Below are 17904 nucleotides of genomic sequence, written 5' to 3'. Positions count from 1 at the left end.
GGCAACCCCAGCCCTTTATTGCCACGGAAGACCCTTTATGAAAAAAGTTGCCTTTATCCTCGCGGCCCTGGCCCTTGCGGGCTGCCACTCCACTGCCCGCGACTCGTCGCCCAGCCTGTTGAAAGATGGTGTGCAGTTGCAGCAGAGCAAGGTCGTGGCGGACGCCGAGCACGCCAAGGTGATCATGCGCGCCACCGGTTTTACCTACCCGGTGCAGTTCTCCGTGCGCCGTGGCGGCGATGCCGATCAGCGCCCGGAGATCCTCGGCACGGTGGTGGATTCGGGCCGGGGCAAGGTGTTCGGCTGGGTCGCCAAGATGAGCGAGGTGGCCAACAGCGCCGCGGTCAAGCGCTTCCCACAGTTGGAAGTGCTGGCCGATCCGGGGCAGACGATCGAGGTATTGGGCGAGTCGCGAGTGTATGACTCGAACTACTACCGCTACGCCGAAAAAATTGTCTACGCCTGCGGGCCGATGACCTCGGCGTTCAAGCCGCAAAAGCAAAAGGTTTACCTGGTGGAATTCGTGATTGTCGGCGCCGGCTGTGAGCAGCATGCCTATGACATCACCGACCCCGCACAACGCGTTGCCGTCCCCGCGTCCTGAATCATGCACCCTACAACCGCCGGGCACATTGGCGGTGTTGTCGTAGTAAATGGAGTTTCAAATGAAGCGCAAGCAGTTCCAGAAAACCCTGTTGGCCATGATGGTCAGCGCCGTTGCCGCACAAGCCAGTGCGGTGGAGTTTGACGTCAGCACAGGGCAGAACGTCTGGGCCTCCCAGACGTTCAACGAGCCCGTGACCCTGGTGGGCGCGCGCAATGTCGTATCGACCCAGCCCAGTGCCGATGGTGTGAATGTGTCCCTGACCAATATCCAGGGCACGCTGCGTAACAACGCCAACCTCACCCTGGATGCCGGCGGCCAGGCCGTGCGTGGCCTGATCGTCGATGGGGCGCTGGATCAAATGCTCACCACCACCGGCAGCCAAATCAGCGGCGATATCGTCCAGGCTGGCAATATCCACCTGAGCAACACCATCTGGGCCGAAGGCTTTGAAGTGGGCGCCAGCAACGTGGGCGGCAGCATCATCAACTCGGGCAACATCACCCTGGTCGAGGTCCCAGGTTCGGGCGATGAATCCGACGCCGAGGGTATCTACCTCAATGGCACCACCGTGGCGGGCGACGTGGTCAATAGCGGTGTGGTGGATATCACGTCCTACTACGGCTACGGCCTGATTCTCGATACCCACAACAACATGCCAGTGACCATCGGCGGCAAGCTGCTCAATTCCGGGACCATTCGCGTGACCGGTGAAGAGGCCCTGGGGATCGAGATCGAAACCGATACCAACCCCCTGCGTATCGAAAACAGCGGCCTGGTTTCCGTCAACGGCGGGCAGGCGATTGCCGTGCAGCTCGATGCGGGCACCTACGATTACCTGCTCAACACCGGCACCATCGAAGCCAGCGGCAGCAACGCCATGGCCTTCAACGTGCAAGGCGCGACCTTCAACACCACCTCGCCGAGCGGTGAGCGCGGCTTGATCAACCGTGGCGTGATCAGCGCCGACGCGACCGCGATCAAGGTCAACCCGCGATTCCAATTGACGCCCTTGGAGATCAACCAGCAAGCCGGGGAAATCCGCAGCAACTCCGGCACGGCCATCGACGGGGGCAACCTGGCGAGCCTGAACTGGAGCGGCGGCAAAATCGTCGGTGATGTGCTGGGTGTCACGGCAGTGAACATCAACGGCCAGGCCGATTTTACCGGTGCGCGCATTGGCAGCCCGGTATCGGTCAACGCGGGTTCGTTGAACCTGTCTGGCGCCGGCACCACGATCACTGGCGACCTGAATGTGGCCAGCGGCGCCGGGGTTGATATGCGCCTGTCCAACAGCGTGGTGCCGACCACCCCGTACCTGACGGTCAGCGGCGCCGCGAATTTTGCCCAGGGTTCCAACGTGACCTTGAGCGCCAAGCCCGGTGATTTCACCGCAGCGCCCAGCGGCACCGAATACACCCTGCTGCAAGCCGGCAGCGTGCAGAACAACGGCCTGACGGTCGCCAGCAGCTCGTCGCTGCTCGATGTGCTCAGCTACTCGGCCGATGCGCAGACGGTCAAGGCCGTGGTGGGTCTGAAGCCAGACGAGCAGGTACAAACCGACCTCGGCGGCGTGGGGGCAACGACCTCGGCGGTCACTGCCGTGAACCTGTTGAAAAACGAAGTGCTGGGCCAACTGAGCCAGAACGACGCGGTGTTCCAGGCCGTGGCCAACGCTGGCAGCGCCCAGCAACTGGCGCAGCTTGGCGAACAGCTCAAGCCAGACGTGAACCGTGGCGCGCTGGACGTGGCCTTGTCCGGGCAGACCGTGATCAACGGCGCGATCCTCAACCGCCTGGCCGGCCAGCGCGATGGCAGCGAACGCGGCGGTGTGTGGGTGCAGGGCCTGAGCAGCAACATGGACCAGGACGGTCGCGGTGGCGACAACGGTTACTCGGCCAACAGCAGTGGCGTGGCAGTCGGCGTGGACGGGCGCTTGAACGACAGCACCCGCGTGGGTGTGGCGTACAGCTACCTCAACTCCAACATCCACTCGGACCTGGGCAACAAGACTGAAGTGCAGGGCAACGCGCTGTCGCTGTATGGCAACTGGTCGCTGCAGAACTGGTTTGTCGATGGCAGCCTGAGCTACGGCGTCAACGACAACGACAGCAAGCGCCACATCGCCGGCACCACGGCCAAGGGCAGCTACGACAGCCAGGCGTTGTCGGCCAGTGTGCTCGGCGGCTACAGCTTCAAAGCGTCGGACAGCGTGCTGATCGAACCGCGTGTCGCGGCGCGTTACTCCAGCGTGCACATGGACAGCCTGCATGAGAAGGGTTCTTCGGCGGCGCTGAACACCGGTTCCCAGCGTTACGAAGTCGGTGAAGTGGGCGCCGGCCTGCGCGTGGCGGGCAACCTGGCGCTGGGCGCCGGCACCCTGCAACCGGAAGCGACCTTGATGGCTTATCACGACCTGATGGGTGATCGCGTGGCGCAGACTTCCAGCTTTGTGAACGGTGGTTCGACGTTCAGCGTGACCGGTGCATCGGTCGCGCGTGACAGCTATGAAGCCAGCGTGGGCGTGAACTACCAGGTTTCGGCGTTCAGCGTCGGTGCCAGCTACACCCGCCAGGCTCGCAGTGGGTTTGATGCCGATGGCGTCATGCTCAAGGCCCGCTACGCCTTCTAAACCGTCTTGGTAGGAGCGAGCTGGTGTGGGAGCTGGCTTGCCTGCGATAGCATCCCTGCGGTGTGATTGAAACACCGCAGTGTCTGCATCGCAGGCAAGCCAGCTCCTACACAAGCCAGGCCCCACAAGTGCGAAACAACTTGAGAACCGCTCTCAACCCCGTAAAATGCCGCAGCACTTAATCAGGGACGAATTCGAAGATGCGCATTTTTGCTTTACTGCTGGCTCTGTCCTTCCTGGCCGGCTGTGCTTCCAAACCCCCGTACTACATCTCTCCAGCCCCTGTGACCATTCCCAAGACCGCCACCTTCTGGGTCGATACCTTCGACGTCAAAGTGGTGGGGCAGGGCCGGATTTTCATGTCGGACGCCAAAGTCCGCGAGCAGCTGGGCGTCGACCTGGTGGACCGCCTGCTCAAGGCCAAGCGCTACGCCAGCAGCAAGCAGACCGCTGACTACCTGCTGGACGTGGATATCGTCTACGTGCGCCATATCCTCGACTCCAAGGGCGGCATCACCAGCCTGGTGGTCGACGACAACACGATCCTGCAAAGCATCGATTTTGGCTACAAGGTCAAGGTCAGGAAAGCCGAGGCCGAGGTGCTGCATTTTGCCCAGGACCGGGATGGCCTGGTGCCCAACAACTGGGGCGGCCAGGTGCAGCAGTGGAAGACCATTGGCGGGATCCTGACCAATGAAGGCAACGCCAACATCGAGCGCCATTTTACCGGTGGTTTGAGCAACTACATCGTGCGTGACCTGCGTGCCATACCTGCACGCTAACCCCCGGATTTCTTCACTTAGGAGCACCCTGTGAAAGCACTCTCAAACATCCTGCTGTCAGGCTTTGCCGGCGCAGCGCTGCTGGCGCTAGCCGGTTGTGCGGCGACCGAAACCTCCCGCGCACTGCCGATCGAAAAAGTCGCCAGCGCCAACGTTGCCTACTCCGGCGTACGCGTGCCGATTGCCGTGGGCAAGTTCGATAACCGCTCCAGCTACATGCGCGGGATCTTCTCCGATGGCGTGGACCGCCTCGGTGGCCAGGCCAAGACCATCCTGATCACCCACTTGCAGCAGACCAACCGCTTCAGCGTGCTGGACCGCGACAACATGGGCGAGATCTCCCAGGAAGCGAAGATCAAGGGCACCGCCCAGAACCTCAAGGGTGCTGACTACGTGGTGACCGGCGATGTGACCGAGTTCGGCCGCAAAGAGACCGGCGATCGCCAATTGTTCGGCATCCTCGGCCGTGGCAAGACCCAGGTGGCCTACGCCAAGATCAACCTGAATATCGTCAACATCAGCACCTCCGAAGTGGTGTATTCCACCCAGGGCGCCGGTGAGTACGCGCTGTCGAACCGCGAAGTCGTGGGCTTTGGCGGTACCGCCAGCTATGACTCCACCCTCAATGGCAAGGTCCTGGACTTGGCCATGCGCGAAGCGATCAATCGCCTGGTCGACGGCATCAACGCCGGCGCCTGGAACCCGCGTAACTGATTCAAGTGTTTTCAAGGAGCAGTACACGGATGAGCAAGGCAGTTAAGTTGGCGCTGATGCTGACAGCAACCGCGCTGGTTGCAGGGTGCCAGACGGCACCCAAGCCCCTGTATCAATGGGAAAGCTACCAGCCACAGGTTTACGAGTACTTCAAGGGTGAGCCCAAGGAAGCCCAGGTCGAAGCGCTGGAACGCGACCTGCAAAAGATCAACGCCAGTGGCCGCCAGGCCCCGCCGGGCTACCACGCCCACCTGGGCTTGCTGTACCTGAGCATGGGCAAGGATGACCAGATGGTGCAGCAGTTGCGCACCGAGAAGGCGCTGTTCCCCGAGTCTGCGGCCTACATGGACTTTTTGCTCAAGAACGCCAAGGCCCCAGAGGTGAAGCAATGAGCTTTTTGAAACTCACCGGCGCCTTGCTCGCCCTGGCCTTGCTGGGCGGTTGCGCGGCCCCCAAGACCGTCGACTATTCGGCCTACAAGCAGGCGCGGCCGAAGTCGATCCTGGTGCTGCCACCGATCAATGAATCCCCTGAAGTGCAGGCCTCCTACAGCCTGGTATCGCAGGTAACCTACCCGTTGGCGGAAGCCGGCTACTACGTGATGCCGATTGCCCTGGTGGACGAAACCTTCCGCCAGAACGGCCTGACCACCGCCAACGATATCCAGGGCGTGGCGCCGGGCAAGCTGCATGAGATCTTCGGCGCAGACGCGGCGCTGTACATCACCGTCAGCGAGTACGGCACCAAGTACATGCTGGTCACCAGCGACACTTCCGTGACGGCCTCGGCCAAACTGGTCGACCTGCGTACCGGCACCACCCTGTGGACCGGCTCGGCACGGGCCTCCAGCGAGGAAGGCAACAACAACGGCGGCGGCCTGGTGGGCATGCTGATCACCGCAGCGGTCAAGCAGGTGATCAACAGCTCTACCGACGCGGCGCACCCGATCGCCGGTATCACCAGCGCGCGCCTGTTGTCGGCCGGGCAACGCACCGGGATCCTCTACGGCCCGCGTTCGCCCAAGTACGGCTCGGACTGATCTGGACCAGTCACTGCCGATCCAATGTAGGAGCGGGCTTGCCCGCGATAGCGGTAGGTCAGTCACCGTATGTATTGACTCGCCCACCGCTATCGCAGGCAAGCCCGCTCCCACATGGATTGAGTGACCAGACGCTAACCCGAATCCCGACGCCCCTACGTCTGACCTTGTGAACGCATCATTCACACACGAGGTTCAGCCCATGTCCCATCCTCTTCTCTTCCTGCGCCCCGCTGCCCAGGGTTTTGCCGTGACCTTGCTGGTGGCGCTCGCCGGGTGTGGGCTGTCATCCCGTGACGAGGCCAAGGCGCCCGAAGCGGTTGCTATCCCCGAACTGCAAAACGCTCCGGTCCAGGCTCAGGCCGCCATGCTCAAAAGAATGGCGATGCCGGCACCGATGGCCATGCATGACGGCGTGGCGATGGAGTACCGCGCCGAGCCGCGTGAGCAGTATCAAAACCTGCCGGACAACCCGGTGCACAGCGTGGCCCAAACCCCGGTCTCGACCTTCAGCGTCGATGTCGACACGGGCAGTTACGCCAATGTCAGGCGTTTCCTCAACCAAGGCCAACTGCCGCCCGAAGGCGCCGTGCGACTTGAGGAAATGGTCAATTACTTCCCCTACGACTATGCGCTGCCCACCGATGGCTCGCCTTTTGGCGTGACCACCGAAGTCGCCGCCACCCCCTGGAACCCCAGCACGCGTCTGCTGCGCATCGGCATCAAGGCGTCCGAGCGTGCCGTGGCCGAACTGGCGCCGGCCAACCTGGTGTTCCTGGTGGATGTTTCCGGCTCCATGGACCGTCGCGAAGGCCTGCCGCTGGTGAAAAGCACCCTCAAGCTGCTGGTGGACCAACTGCGCGATCAGGACCGTGTGTCCCTGGTGGTGTATGCCGGCGAGTCGCGGGTGGTGCTCAAACCCACGTCCGGGCGTGACAAGGCAAAAATCCGCAACGCCATCGAGCAACTGACCGCCGGCGGCTCCACAGCGGGTGCATCGGGCATCGAGCTGGCCTATCAGATGGCCCGCGAAGGGTTTATCGATAAGGGTATCAACCGCATCCTGTTGGCCACTGACGGCGACTTCAACGTCGGCATCAGCGACTTCGACAGCCTCAAGCAGATGGCCGTGGACCAGCGCAAAAGCGGCGTGTCCCTGACCACCCTGGGGTTTGGCGTGGGCAACTACAACGAACACCTGATGGAACAACTGGCCGACGCGGGCGATGGCAACTACGCCTATATCGACAACCTGCGTGAAGCCCGCAAGGTGCTGGTGGAGCAACTCAGCTCGACCCTGGCCGTGGTGGCGCGGGATGTGAAACTGCAGGTGGAATTCAACCCGGCCCAAGTCAGCGAATATCGCCTGCTGGGCTATGAAAACCGGGCCTTGAAGCGTGAGGATTTCAGTAACGACAAGGTGGACGCCGGCGAGATCGGTGCCGGGCATACCGTGACGGCGCTGTATGAAATCGTACCCAAGGGTGCCAAAGGCTGGCTGGAACCGCTGCGCTATGCCCAGGCTACGCCTGTCGAGGGCAACGCCGCAGAACTGGCCATGCTGCGCGTACGCTACAAGCCGGCGGCGGGTGGCAGCAGCCGCCTGATCGAGCACCCGATCAATAGCACTCAACACGCCGCCAGCGACGACCTGCGCTTTGCCGCCGCCGTGGCCGCCTTCGCCCAACAGCTCAAGGGTGATGGCCGCTACACTGGCAACATGAGCCTGAAGGACACCGCCACCCTGGCCCGTTCGGCGCGCGGCGATGATCCCTACGGCCTGCGTAATGAATTCGTACAGTTGCTGGAACTGGCCCAGAGCCTCAAACACTGATCTTGCCCACGATATAGCTCTAATGTGGGAGCTGGCTTGCCTGCGATAGCGGTGGGTCAGTGCCGCCCATAGTGCCTGACCCGCCGCCATCGCGGGCAAGCCCGGCTCCCACAGGTAATCTGCAGTGATCCATCGAAAGGAGTTCGCCACCCAACATGGCCGTATCAGATGACCCACCCAGCGACGAATCGCTGCTGGCCCGCTACCGCAGCGGTGACGCCGCTGCGTTCGAGACCCTGTATGCCCGGCACCGCCAGGGCCTCTACCGGTTTCTGGTAGGCCTTTGCAACAAGGCCGAACTGGCCGAAGAAATCTACCAGGACACCTGGCTCAGCCTGATCCGCAGCACCACTCAGCCACAAGGCCGGGCGAGTTTTCGGACCTGGTTGTTCCAGATTGCCCGCAACCGCCTGATCGACCATTGGCGCAAGCACGGTATCCACAACCCCCTGCACGACAGCTACGACGAACAGCAGCACGCCCAACCCGACGACAGCGCGGGCCCGGAGCAGCAACTGAGCCTGAGTCGCGACCAGGGCCGTCTCGATGCCGCGTTGCAGAACTTGCCCGAGGACCAGCGCGAAGTGTTCATGCTGCGCCTGCACGGCGACCTGGAACTGCCGCAAATCGCCGCCCTGACCGGCAGCCCACTGGAAACGGTAAAAAGCCGCTTGCGTTACGCCCAGCAGAAACTGCGTCGACTGCTGGCCGAGGAGGTACCCGTATGACTGACTCCCGACACCCCCAGGACCCGACTGACGAAGGGCTGATCCAGCACTTTCGCCAACACAGCGCCAGCGAGCCGCCCGCGTCCCTCGACGCCTTCATCCTCGCCGCCGCCCGCCGCGAAGCCCCCACGCCACCGCCGAGCCTGTGGCAACGCTGGCTGCAAGCCTGCCAACGGCCACGCTGGCAGATGGCCTTTGCTAGCGTAGCCGGGGTCGCGCTATTGATTGGCGTGGTGACGCGCTCGCCAGTGCCCGACCTCAGCCTGCCCGAAGCCAGCCAATACGCCGCCGCGCCACCGCCGCAGGCACTCTCTGCGCCCGCCGCCCCAGCGCCCATGGCGCGTATGGCAATGGCGCCCCAGGCCGACAGCACGCCGGTCCAGGCCGAGATGGCAAGCGCCATGGCCGATGAGCCCGTGGCAAAAATGAGCAAACAGATGGCCGCCAAGCCCCAGTCCCTGGAGCAAGGGCTTGAGGAAATCGTGCGTCTGCGCCGGGCGGGTGAGAGCAGGGCGGCGGATGAGAAGCTGCTGGCCTTGCACAGGCGCTTTCCCGAGGAAAACCTGCCGGCGCGGTTGGAGGCGTTGCAAAAGCGGTGAACCTCGCCCACAAAAAAGCCCCAGGTCTTGCGACCTGGGGCTTTTTTTGTATCTGGTGCCCCGGCGTCGTTTGAACTGGTAGCTATGAGGCCCGGTTTATATGGCTTTAAGTGACGGAGATCCAGTTAGGCATACACGTGGGCATACACGAAGCACGACGCTGTCCTGATTGTTAAGGTGCTTCCTACCTCAGCACCTCCTTCCAAGATCGTTAATTATCTGAAGTTAATGCGGCATTGAGCGCCTGCCCAATATTTACGACCAGTACTGCCTGCCGGTTGTACTCCGACTCAAGTGTTGGTCTTACCCAGCGCTCAGGGTAGCGTTCACCATCATATTCAAAGCCCGAAAATCTCAATCCATGGGACGAGGCAGCCTCACCGGTAAGATCCAGGGAGTAGTTTGCTTTGACCATGCTGCGATGCTTCGAGTGGTTTGTTAGCGCCGACAGATAGACAAAGTCGTTGTGTGCGACTAGGACGTTCACCTGCTCCTTGACCTCTCCATCAGGCAGCCGTTGGTATACCGTCCGGATTCCAATTCTGTGTGGTGCCAGAATTTTTTCTTCGACCAGGTTCATCCCAAAGGCGTAATACAGGGAATGGGCGAGCATATCTGCGACCGTATGCATGCTCTGGACGCAAGCTGTGATATGCGCAGCAGCTTGAAATCCGGCCTGCTGGAATTTCCGGCTCGCTTCTTCATCGAATCCAAAGAAGAGCAGCGCTATCTGCAAGTCATTGTCCTGTGTACATGTTGCGTCGGTGATGATGCGGACAGCCTCTTGATAGTGGTAACTGGCGAAGCCTTGCCTTTGTTCGATTGAATCTAGTGATGGGGTTATTGCTAGCCGCTGGTCTCGTCCGTAAAGGTGCTCAACGGAATCTCTCAGCTGCTTCAGGTTCCATTTAGCCATTCTTGCTGATCCCTGCGCGGTAGGTTTGGTGTCAATTTAGTCCTGGGCTGGATGATGAATCAAATAGCCGCGGGGACCCTGGGCGATTTTACTCAGCACGGGGTCAGAAACCCGCGGGACTGAGTTAGTGGAAGGTGCTGGAAGTTACTGAAATTTCAATCGTTGAAATTGAAAGGATTTTGAAGAAAAAAGGGGATCCTTACCGGAACGGTAACGGTCCTCGGTTTTGTTCAGGATTGCGAACGGATAGCTCGGTCAACTCAGTCAACCAGTCAACTAACTTTGGAGCCCAGCCACTAACGAGATCCGGCGGGTTCTTTGCCCCGTGTCTATCCGAAATGCCCAGGGTCCCCAGTGGCTTTCCGATTCATAGGGCAAATGCACTGGTGAACAACAGTTCACCCTGTTCACCTGTTCACTAAGCTGGGCACCTTTCCGCTAACACGATCACGCGGGTTTCCTACCCCGTACCGTCAAGAATGCTCCAGGGTCCCCACTATCGAAAGCAAAGCCAAGAGCATCACTCACCTCGACTCGCTGGAGGAGCAATACTAATGGGGCTAGGGGGTGCCCTAACAAAACCGTGTTACGGGTGTTACGCGTGTTACATGCTTGGATAAGTATATGATTTTAAATGATTTATCTGGCGTTACACAGTTGTGACTGGTTTGCCGATATGCGTGTTACATGGCAAGTAGGTGTTACATCAATGAATGCTCTGGGAGGAGCGGTTTATGATGATTAAGGCGACTGTCATCGGATTAGGGTCTTTCGCTTAGAAGGGCCGCACCGGCCGACTGCTGCCTATAATGACAGGCAGCAGTCGGTCAGCTGCATCTGATCATTTGTATGTGTCACATTAGGTACGATTGGGCATGGACATGGAACAGGTGTAGTGGGCAATGGCAGGAACAAGACGGTTTATCAAAGTATTTCTTGCTTCTCCAAGTGATCTGGTTGAGGAGCGCAAGGTCGCCAAGGTCATCGTTGACGATTTCAACGGTCAGTTAGCAGACGCGCTCGGTTATCAAGTCGAACTAGTCGGCTGGGAGGACACGCTACCTGGCGTCGGCCGACCGCAAGCGATCATTAATCGCGACCTTGATGGATGTGATCTCTTCATCGGCATGCTTTGGAAGCGTTGGGGTACGCCACCAGGAACGGAGCCTTATACTTCGGGCTTCGAGGAAGAGTTCAACCGTTCAATGGCGCGAAACGCGGAGGAGGGGCGACCTGAAATTAATCTGCTGCTGAAGGACCTTGACGATGCTTCGCTCACCGACCCCGGGGATCACCTCAAGAGGGTCATCGCGTTTAAAGACCAAGTTTTTGCAGAAAAGAAACTACTGGCTGGCACATTCGCGGACGTGCGGGACTTCGAGGGTAAATTCCGCAAGTGCATACAGGGGCACGTCATCGCACTTGCTAATCAAGACAAAACATCAGAGGCCGAAAAGGACCAAGTACCTCTTGCCGATACGCAAAAAATATCTGCGATTGAGCCCCGGCCGACAACGCCATTGTCCGTCGAAGGCGTTAGATTTTTGCGAAATTTCTTGGTTACGGCCGAGGAGGCGACCGATGAGCATCCCCTGGCCGCTTCCGACGTGGCTCGGGTGAGATTGCTTTCCATAATCGCGGCTGTACATGGCAACGATCAGCAATCGCTGGGATCGCACGACGCAAACCTTCTCTTCAGGGAGCGGACTAAGTCTGAGTTTGGCCGACGCGAACTTATTGGGCTGCTTGACGACGGGCTCCGGAACCTCAAACACGAGAACGTGCCGCTCTGGCACTGGGTTGCAGCGGTCGACGGATTCAAGGACAGCATGCTGCCCATTTGCTCTATCGTCGGCACGACTGACCAGCGTGTCGGCGCACTGAAGGCTATGCGCCTGATCGCAGAACCTATCACTGAAAAAGAGCACTTCGGGCCTAGAGAGATCGTTCCGCTATGGTTCGCCGAGTCTGCTGAAACAACTGTGCGCCTCGCCGCCTTAGAGTATTTAAGCGAATGTGGCCAACCGTCAGATTTGCCGACCATCAACGAAGAGTTTGCCCGGAATGAGACACAAACAGCTAGCGCGGCAGCCAACGCAATCATCCGCATCACGTTGCGCGACGATCGCCGCGCGGCATTGGAGGTTCTCTACAACTTGCAGCCCAGTGTGGTGAAACAGGATCTGCTGGACGCTCTGTTCAGCCACGATGGTGAGTTTGACGATGAAATCTTGCTACGTGGACTCAGTCATCGCAACGTTCTAGTCCGGTCCACGGTGGTCAAGTTGTTACAGAAGCGGCGGGTACTCGACGCGAGCATTGCTGAACCACTGCTAAACGACAGCGGTGCGGAGGTGCGCTATGAAGCGCTACGAGCGCTCATCGCAAGCGGCCGGAGCTATTCGGTAGAGCAGGCGAAAGCTGTCCTCGTGCGCAAGAGTCAACTTCCCTCAGGGCTCGGGTTGGGAATGAGTCAGTCTGATACGGAAGGTGAGGTCGTCTTGGAGCGATACACTGAGCGGTACTTTGACGGTTTAACTGTCGCGCAACTCGAAGAAGATCAATTGACAATTTTCGACCAGAACGCCTACTTCGCGCTAGTCCGTCGTGACTTTAAGTCACGTGCCGACGACTTGCGCAAGGCCGTGGTTAATCAATTCGTGGATCGTTTCGAGATAGCACTGGAGCGAGTGGCCAAGCGGCACGGTGCGTCGACTAACCTCTATGAACAGACACGTTCACTTGATAAATACTTGCGCAGCAAGTTCACGCGTGAGGGGTTGGACATCATCTGCGGCAAGCTCGATGTAGCCGACCTACCTATTGTTCGATTGATGCTGGAGAGTGGGAGTGTCGACTACTCAGCCTTAGACTTGCGGTACCTCGCGAAATTCGGCCAATGGTGTGACATTCCCTTGGTAATTGCTTCGCTCGAGCGGCCAGAATCCGGCCGTAGTTACACATCGATCCTTTCGATTGCGAGCAGCGCCAAGTACGAGGATGCTGCGCAAACTTTGTATGCGCTAGGCAAGCATAGGCTCAATGACCTGTTAGCCATAACGATGTCTGGATACCTTTTGGCACGTATTATTCCATTGATACCCGACAAGTCCTTCCAAGAGCTTGCTGATGTCGTAATCGCTTCTCTCATGCGGTCGGAAATTGAGGAGGTACGGAAGCTAGCGTCTCTAAAGTATATCCGAGCCTTTCCGCGCCGCCGGGTAAAACAGTTTCTTGACGAGTACATGTCTGCTGACCAGTTTTACTACAATGTCATTCATTGGCTGGACTTTGGTATATCCGTCCCAAGAGATAGAATGCTGCGCGCAGCCGGGAAGGCATTGACGAGTAGATAGCACGCGCAATGCGCAGTGAATTGAGCCCAGCTGGAACTGATCTTGGATCATCTGCAAGACGAATTGGGATAATAAAGCGGGGATGTTCTAAGTGAAGCATATGCTAATGTGCCACTGTGTGTTGATTTTCTTCGGGAAAATGAGCATGGGGGATCTCGAGTGATGTGGGGCGCGAAAGTAGGGCGTGCGCTCGCATGGAAACGCTTTAATAAGTAGCATGCGAAGTAGGCGTATATATATGCGCTTTTATATGAGTCGGTCTTTTTTAGTTTGTTGTCGGTGTTGTTGGCTTAGTTGTGTTTTTACTTTGGTGGTGATTCAATAAGATTCCGTGCCAAATTAATAAAAATTAATCAATGTTAATATGAGGGGTGTTGTGAGTGATTGTTGCTTTTGCAGGACTGCCTAGCTCTGGAAAATCGTCTACGGCCAAAGCCTTAGGGCGATTAATTGGCGCAGAAGTTCATCTCGAACCGGAGGAATCAGCCTGGCCAGAATTAGTTAAAGAGCGATCTGTGGTCGGTGCCTTTACTGCTTTGACTTGGTTTCGAACAATACGTGTTCCTCAGTTATTTAAAGCTGCCGATACTAGAAATAGGGGAAAGGTGTCCATTATAGATAGCTATTACGATGTCTTGGTAAGCTGCTACTTGGGAGACGATTCGTTCGAATGGCTGATATCCAGGAATGATCCTTACTTTCCGGTGGCGAAGAAAATGGCTCAAATGGACTGGATAGTACTTCCAAAATCAGACGTGCTAGTTTTTCTTCGGCTTGATGAGAGGGTTTGGCATGAATTTATGACGCGGCGTGATCGTGATTTTGATCGTACCGCGGAGTTGTCGAAACATTTCGCTATGCAAATCAATATGGAGGAGGCGTGCAGGAAAGCGGCAGAGGATCATGGAACTCGTCTAATTATTATTGACCAGATATCTGCAACGCCAGAAATCACTGCTCGTCGGGTAGCTGAAGCAATCGGAGTAGCTTTATGAGCCAGTCTGTAGCTCTAACTCTCGCACAAGCTACTTTAGCTATTCGCCAAGGTAGGGACACAACTGTATCTCTCTCGTTGCCGCTCACTGCTGCTCAATCAGGCTGTGCTTTAAGACTTAGCGAAGTTAGCGGTCTAACCGTTGACGGTGCAGGAGAGGGTGCATTATTAAATGCGAAGACCGTAATTGGAAGGATGTTCTACAAGGGGAGTGAGGCAGCATCTATACTCGGCAAGGCAGTGCCATTACATACTTTCGAAAAAGTTGCAGGGAACTGGTTCTCTACAGGACAAAGTGAGGAATGTCACGATATAGCTGCTGGATATTGGCTTGCAGATGCATTTATAAGAGGGGTGTCGCCACTAGAAGCCGCAGGCCTTACACAATTTCTAGCGGGCAAACTTCCAGTCATCAAATCACGCAGTCCAGCATCTGTTAGGCGATATCCCACTGGTGGAGTATCAGAAAAGCAAGCACTGATCCTGCCTCCAATAATGCGCGCACTCGCTCGAGAATTTCATTGGTGCTCGCCATTTCTAGTCGCCGGTAAGTTAGCTCATACAGGAGGAACTCGAGATAAGCTCGCAGTAATTCCAGGGTTCAAGCTTTCCAGTGTGGCTGAATTATCCAACTGGAATGGTGTTGACTACCCTGTCCGCTATTTTTCAGCAGACGCTGATTTATGCCCACGTGATGCTAGGATGTACCGTCTTCGCGGTGAAACGGGAACCGTAGCAGACATGGGTTTGATGGCATCCAGTATCATGTCCAAACAAATTGCCCTGCCAGCCGATGTCATCATTCTAGATATATTACACGGCCCCACGGCATTTTTGAAAAAACGCTCAGATGCTGAAGATTTTGCAAGCGTTTGCGAGGCTTTAGGAGAGTTAAGTAAATTAAAAATTGTTTCCAAAGTTAGGGAGTCTAAAAATATTCTTGGGCGTTCAGTGGGCTCAAGTACAGAAGTTGTAGAGGCTGCTGAAATTTTACGAGGAGATATATATGGTGGCTCCGCGCGCGCAGAAATTGCTACTTCTATAGGGTTTCTCAGATGTTTTGCAGAAGAGCTTGGATTGAATTCGGAAGTGGTTTGTAAAAGGGCTGAGGCAGTAATTGCTAATGGCGAGGCCTTCAATGCAATGCTCGGTTTGCTTTCGGACCACGGAGTAAATAGTGATTACATTAAGTCTTTTTCGAGCAGCCCAAGAAATGCGGTTCTTGGGGGGCTTGAGAAAACAACAGTGTTTTCCTCGGGCTCTGGAACTTTGATGTGGGATGCTATGTCCGTTGCAGACATAGCAAACTATCAAATAAACTCATTCGCAGATAGAAAACTACCAATTGGCACGATTAGTCACGGGGGCATAGAGCTTCTTGCTGAAGACGGAGTTCTAGTTAATAAAGGTGATCCGCTGGCCATAGTCTACGGTGAAAAAACGAAGGTTGCGGCTAGATCGCTTTCAGCTGCCGCATCAATCATTGCTTAGCCGCTGAGGCGCTATTGCACTCCCGAGTTTCCAAAGCGCTTCAAAGTCCTCCATCTGTCTATTAAATAACCACCCTTGCCCAAGTTTGAGAGTAAATGCTTTAGCGCTCTTAGCTGAGGCGGGGTACGGTCCAGTGAAAAGAGTGTCATCGATTCTGTAAATCATCATTGAAAGATGTCGCGGAGATAGTCGCACCTCAACGCCCGGTATATTTCCAAGCGCCTTGAGCAATGAGTCGCGCGAACCGGAATATTGGCCTGGGGATTGATTTTCAGCCTGTTGCATGATTTTAGATGATTCGGAGTCAGGATCAACAAGCAAAATTCGCACGGTAATGGGGTTCTTTTGTTCTGCCCGCTTTCTAAGAATTTCCTCGTTTTGTTCACTAAAAGACTTAAGGGTGTAGCCAGTGATATCAATGACCTTGGCATTCGCAACAAGAGCATCGTACTCTTCTGTCAGGTTCCTGCGAGTATAAGCTGCAACCAGCCCTGTTTCGACAAGGTCTTTCATCCTGATAGATTCCCCATTTCTTATCTGGTCGATCCACAGCGTTGCGAGCGACATCAGAGCTCCAGCGATCAGGGATGTGCCGATAGACAGCTGCACTGGTCCGTCGATTACGACTAAAATTATCCCTAGCCCCATAAATACCAGAAATACCGCCACAAGCGTTGTGCGTGATCTGAAAAACAAATGATGCGCATCGGCGTGTGCATATTTATCCGGAGTAGTTTTCAATGGCGTTCCCTTCAGAAATTCAATCAGGCTTTCTAGTGATAATCGAGGGTGGTGATGGGCTTGGCAAGTCTACGCAGCTCAAAATTTTGAAGAGTCAGTTGGAGTCGCAAGGACGAAAGACTGTGACTTACGACTTTCCGAACAAATCAGGCACGCCTATGGGTCAACTGATTGGAAATTTTTTGAAAGGTGAGTTTGGACAGGTTACGCCTGAGTTCCTAGGTCTAGCATTTGCTGCTGATCGTCTTGTCTCGAGGAAAAGCATTTTAGAGGCTCTCGATGCCGGTGCAGTCGTGCTCTGTGACAGATATGTAGCATCCAACATCGCATTCCAGGGTGCCAAGATACCTGACGAACAGCGCCGTGGAGAATTAGACCGACTCCTGCGTTGGCTTGAGTATGATGTCTATGAGCTACCACGTCCGGATCTTGAAATTGTCCTCACATCTTCTGATAGGCACTACGTGGATGGTACGCATCTTATGCGAGCCAACGACCCAACCCGGGCCTACACCGAAGGCCAAGCTGACATCCACGAAGCTTCATCAGACCTTCAGCGGGCGGTAAATCTGTACTTTGGGCAATTGCCAGAAACGCCAACGCTTAAAAAGGTTGAAATCGAGGATCTAAGGGGAGCTAGGCGGACTGTTGAAGAAATGTCAGCACTTATTTTGAGCGTAGTAAAGGAGGCAATGGAGTCTAGCCAGCAGAGCTGATTCTCCGCACAATACATCGCTTACGACATCCACGACTATTCGGGAAAAGCAATGAATCAGAAAATCGAGGATCTTATCCGCGACATCTGGCAGTCGGGGGATCCAATCCGCAAAGCTGAGGAGCTTGGTCTAGGATTAACTGAGGATTCCCAAGCGATCGTCCGAGACGTTCTCAGTAAAATTCGCATGCGTGCGGAGGCTCGGGCGAGCCTTGCCTCGGGTAGTGGGGGAGATAGCATCGAAGGTGACGCTGTCTCACCTAACAGACCATCAAATGACTACTCCCTGCTTTTACTGTACTTCGCAATGTATGACTCAGATAGCCTTGCTGACTACCCTGTAGACATGAGAGAACGCTGCCTGATGAGTTGGTCGAAGCAGACAGGATTCCCGATTGGAGATGTTCGAGAGGCCGTTATTCTCGGCCAAAATGGGATTCAATCATTGATACGGGCTTGCACGCCGCCTCATGGATGAGATATTCCGGCTACGTTGCGCCGAGCTGCAATCCTTGCGGCTATCTAAAACGTCAAGCTGTAGTAACCATACGGCTTCAACTAAGTGAATATTGCCAGGACACGACCTGCTTAATTGGGCTCGCTGCGGATAAAGGCGCATAGCTCAGATGGGGCGGGGACCTTTTACAGAGCCTATCCGAAAGCTAATTGCTAAGCCGATTCACTACTGGATTTTCTTTTTTTTGTAGCAAATAAACTAGGTGAGTCTACCTCGTTACGTTATCAATCGAGTGGCAGTTT

At 56.3% G+C, this 17904-nt stretch carries 16 protein-coding genes; 14 read left to right on the top strand and 2 right to left on the bottom strand.

The features are described 5' to 3' along the window. Positions 1 to 37: 37 nt before the first annotated feature. The 9 genes from HBO11_RS22980 (at position 38) to HBO11_RS22940 (ending at position 8932) form a co-directional block, all read left to right on the top strand. Positions 38 to 604, top strand: a complete 567-nt coding sequence (locus HBO11_RS22980; protein WP_169953973.1) for a hypothetical protein — start codon at positions 38 to 40, stop codon at positions 602 to 604. Positions 605 to 665: 61 nt separating this feature from the next. Beyond that, the gene (locus tag HBO11_RS22975) at positions 666 to 3236 is read left to right on the top strand and encodes an autotransporter outer membrane beta-barrel domain-containing protein (RefSeq protein ID WP_169953972.1); all 2571 of its coding nucleotides are present in this window, start codon (positions 666 to 668) and stop codon (positions 3234 to 3236) included. A 200-nt stretch (positions 3237 to 3436) separates the two neighbouring features. Then, positions 3437 to 4018: a hypothetical protein gene (locus tag HBO11_RS22970; RefSeq protein ID WP_169953971.1), complete on the top strand. Its 582-nt coding sequence runs from the start codon at positions 3437 to 3439 to the stop codon at positions 4016 to 4018. A gap of 30 nt (positions 4019 to 4048) precedes the next feature. Continuing rightward, on the top strand, positions 4049 to 4732 hold the full coding sequence (locus HBO11_RS22965) for a CsgG/HfaB family protein (protein WP_169953970.1): 684 nt from the start codon (positions 4049 to 4051) through the stop codon (positions 4730 to 4732). Between the two features lie 29 nt (positions 4733 to 4761). Continuing rightward, positions 4762 to 5124, top strand: a complete 363-nt coding sequence (locus HBO11_RS22960) for a DUF4810 domain-containing protein (RefSeq protein WP_169953969.1) — start codon at positions 4762 to 4764, stop codon at positions 5122 to 5124. Further along, positions 5121 to 5771: a DUF799 domain-containing protein gene (locus HBO11_RS22955; protein WP_169953968.1), complete on the top strand. Its 651-nt coding sequence runs from the start codon at positions 5121 to 5123 to the stop codon at positions 5769 to 5771. The genes HBO11_RS22960 and HBO11_RS22955 overlap by 4 nt, the downstream gene beginning before the upstream one ends. 202 nt (positions 5772 to 5973) lie before the next feature. Next, positions 5974 to 7605: a VWA domain-containing protein gene (locus HBO11_RS22950; RefSeq protein WP_170058992.1), complete on the top strand. Its 1632-nt coding sequence runs from the start codon at positions 5974 to 5976 to the stop codon at positions 7603 to 7605. A gap of 155 nt (positions 7606 to 7760) precedes the next feature. Next, on the top strand, positions 7761 to 8333 hold the full coding sequence (locus HBO11_RS22945) for an RNA polymerase sigma factor (protein ID WP_169953966.1): 573 nt from the start codon (positions 7761 to 7763) through the stop codon (positions 8331 to 8333). After that, positions 8330 to 8932: a hypothetical protein gene (locus HBO11_RS22940; RefSeq protein ID WP_169953965.1), complete on the top strand. Its 603-nt coding sequence runs from the start codon at positions 8330 to 8332 to the stop codon at positions 8930 to 8932. Before HBO11_RS22945 ends, HBO11_RS22940 begins: the two co-directional genes overlap by 4 nt. Before the next feature lie 211 nt (positions 8933 to 9143). On the opposite strand, the gene HBO11_RS22935 is transcribed toward HBO11_RS22940, so the two are convergent. Beyond that, positions 9144 to 9848 (bottom strand): hypothetical protein, encoded by a 705-nt coding sequence (locus HBO11_RS22935; protein WP_169953964.1) that lies wholly within the window; start codon positions 9846 to 9848, stop codon positions 9144 to 9146. 902 nt (positions 9849 to 10750) lie between these two features. Here HBO11_RS22935 and HBO11_RS22930 point away from each other — a divergent pair. The 3 genes from HBO11_RS22930 to HBO11_RS22920 all read left to right on the top strand — a co-directional run bounded on the left by HBO11_RS22930 (position 10751) and on the right by HBO11_RS22920 (position 15689). After that, positions 10751 to 13204, top strand: a complete 2454-nt coding sequence (locus tag HBO11_RS22930) for a DUF4062 domain-containing protein (RefSeq protein ID WP_169953963.1) — start codon at positions 10751 to 10753, stop codon at positions 13202 to 13204. Positions 13205 to 13584: 380 nt separating this feature from the next. Further along, positions 13585 to 14199, top strand: a complete 615-nt coding sequence (locus HBO11_RS22925; protein WP_169953962.1) for a hypothetical protein — start codon at positions 13585 to 13587, stop codon at positions 14197 to 14199. Beyond that, the gene (locus tag HBO11_RS22920; protein ID WP_169953961.1) at positions 14196 to 15689 is read left to right on the top strand and encodes a hypothetical protein; all 1494 of its coding nucleotides are present in this window, start codon (positions 14196 to 14198) and stop codon (positions 15687 to 15689) included. Before HBO11_RS22925 ends, HBO11_RS22920 begins: the two co-directional genes overlap by 4 nt. On the opposite strand, the gene HBO11_RS22915 is transcribed toward HBO11_RS22920, so the two are convergent. Further along, the gene (locus HBO11_RS22915; RefSeq protein WP_169953960.1) at positions 15675 to 16430 is read right to left on the bottom strand and encodes a hypothetical protein; all 756 of its coding nucleotides are present in this window, start codon (positions 16428 to 16430) and stop codon (positions 15675 to 15677) included. The genes HBO11_RS22920 and HBO11_RS22915 overlap by 15 nt on opposite strands. Between HBO11_RS22915 and HBO11_RS22910 the strand changes: the two genes are divergently transcribed. Beyond that, a complete protein-coding gene (locus HBO11_RS22910) occupies positions 16430 to 17146 on the top strand; it encodes a thymidylate kinase (protein WP_169953959.1) in 717 nt (238 codons plus the stop codon). The genes HBO11_RS22915 and HBO11_RS22910 overlap by 1 nt on opposite strands. A gap of 51 nt (positions 17147 to 17197) precedes the next feature. Beyond that, positions 17198 to 17623 carry a hypothetical protein gene (locus HBO11_RS22905; RefSeq protein WP_169953958.1) on the top strand — a complete coding sequence of 142 codons (426 nt, stop codon included), beginning with the start codon at positions 17198 to 17200 and terminating at the stop codon, positions 17621 to 17623. The last annotated feature ends 281 nt before the right edge of the window (positions 17624 to 17904 follow it).

Origin of the sequence: Pseudomonas sp. WS 5010 (assembly GCF_012985565.1) — a bacterium.
Lineage (GTDB): Bacteria > Pseudomonadota > Gammaproteobacteria > Pseudomonadales > Pseudomonadaceae > Aquipseudomonas.
This window is presented reverse-complemented; position numbering and strand designations above follow the sequence as displayed.

Excerpts from the sequence above, each read along its gene's own strand:
- HBO11_RS22970 (WP_169953971.1), top strand. The coding sequence starts at position 3,437 with ATGCGCATTTTTGCTTTACTGCTGGCTCTGTCCTTCCTGGCCGGCTGT.
- HBO11_RS22910 (WP_169953959.1), top strand. The coding sequence starts at position 16,430 with ATGGCGTTCCCTTCAGAAATTCAATCAGGCTTTCTAGTGATAATCGAG.
- HBO11_RS22905 (WP_169953958.1), top strand. The coding sequence starts at position 17,198 with ATGAATCAGAAAATCGAGGATCTTATCCGCGACATCTGGCAGTCGGGG.
- HBO11_RS22935 (WP_169953964.1), bottom strand. The coding sequence starts at position 9,848 with ATGGCTAAATGGAACCTGAAGCAGCTGAGAGATTCCGTTGAGCACCTT.
- HBO11_RS22920 (WP_169953961.1), top strand. The coding sequence starts at position 14,196 with ATGAGCCAGTCTGTAGCTCTAACTCTCGCACAAGCTACTTTAGCTATT.
- HBO11_RS22960 (WP_169953969.1), top strand. The coding sequence starts at position 4,762 with ATGAGCAAGGCAGTTAAGTTGGCGCTGATGCTGACAGCAACCGCGCTG.
- HBO11_RS22930 (WP_169953963.1), top strand. The coding sequence starts at position 10,751 with ATGGCAGGAACAAGACGGTTTATCAAAGTATTTCTTGCTTCTCCAAGT.
- HBO11_RS22940 (WP_169953965.1), top strand. The coding sequence starts at position 8,330 with ATGACTGACTCCCGACACCCCCAGGACCCGACTGACGAAGGGCTGATC.
- HBO11_RS22950 (WP_170058992.1), top strand. The coding sequence starts at position 5,974 with ATGTCCCATCCTCTTCTCTTCCTGCGCCCCGCTGCCCAGGGTTTTGCC.
- HBO11_RS22945 (WP_169953966.1), top strand. The coding sequence starts at position 7,761 with ATGGCCGTATCAGATGACCCACCCAGCGACGAATCGCTGCTGGCCCGC.
- HBO11_RS22980 (WP_169953973.1), top strand. The coding sequence starts at position 38 with ATGAAAAAAGTTGCCTTTATCCTCGCGGCCCTGGCCCTTGCGGGCTGC.
- HBO11_RS22975 (WP_169953972.1), top strand. The coding sequence starts at position 666 with ATGAAGCGCAAGCAGTTCCAGAAAACCCTGTTGGCCATGATGGTCAGC.
- HBO11_RS22955 (WP_169953968.1), top strand. The coding sequence starts at position 5,121 with ATGAGCTTTTTGAAACTCACCGGCGCCTTGCTCGCCCTGGCCTTGCTG.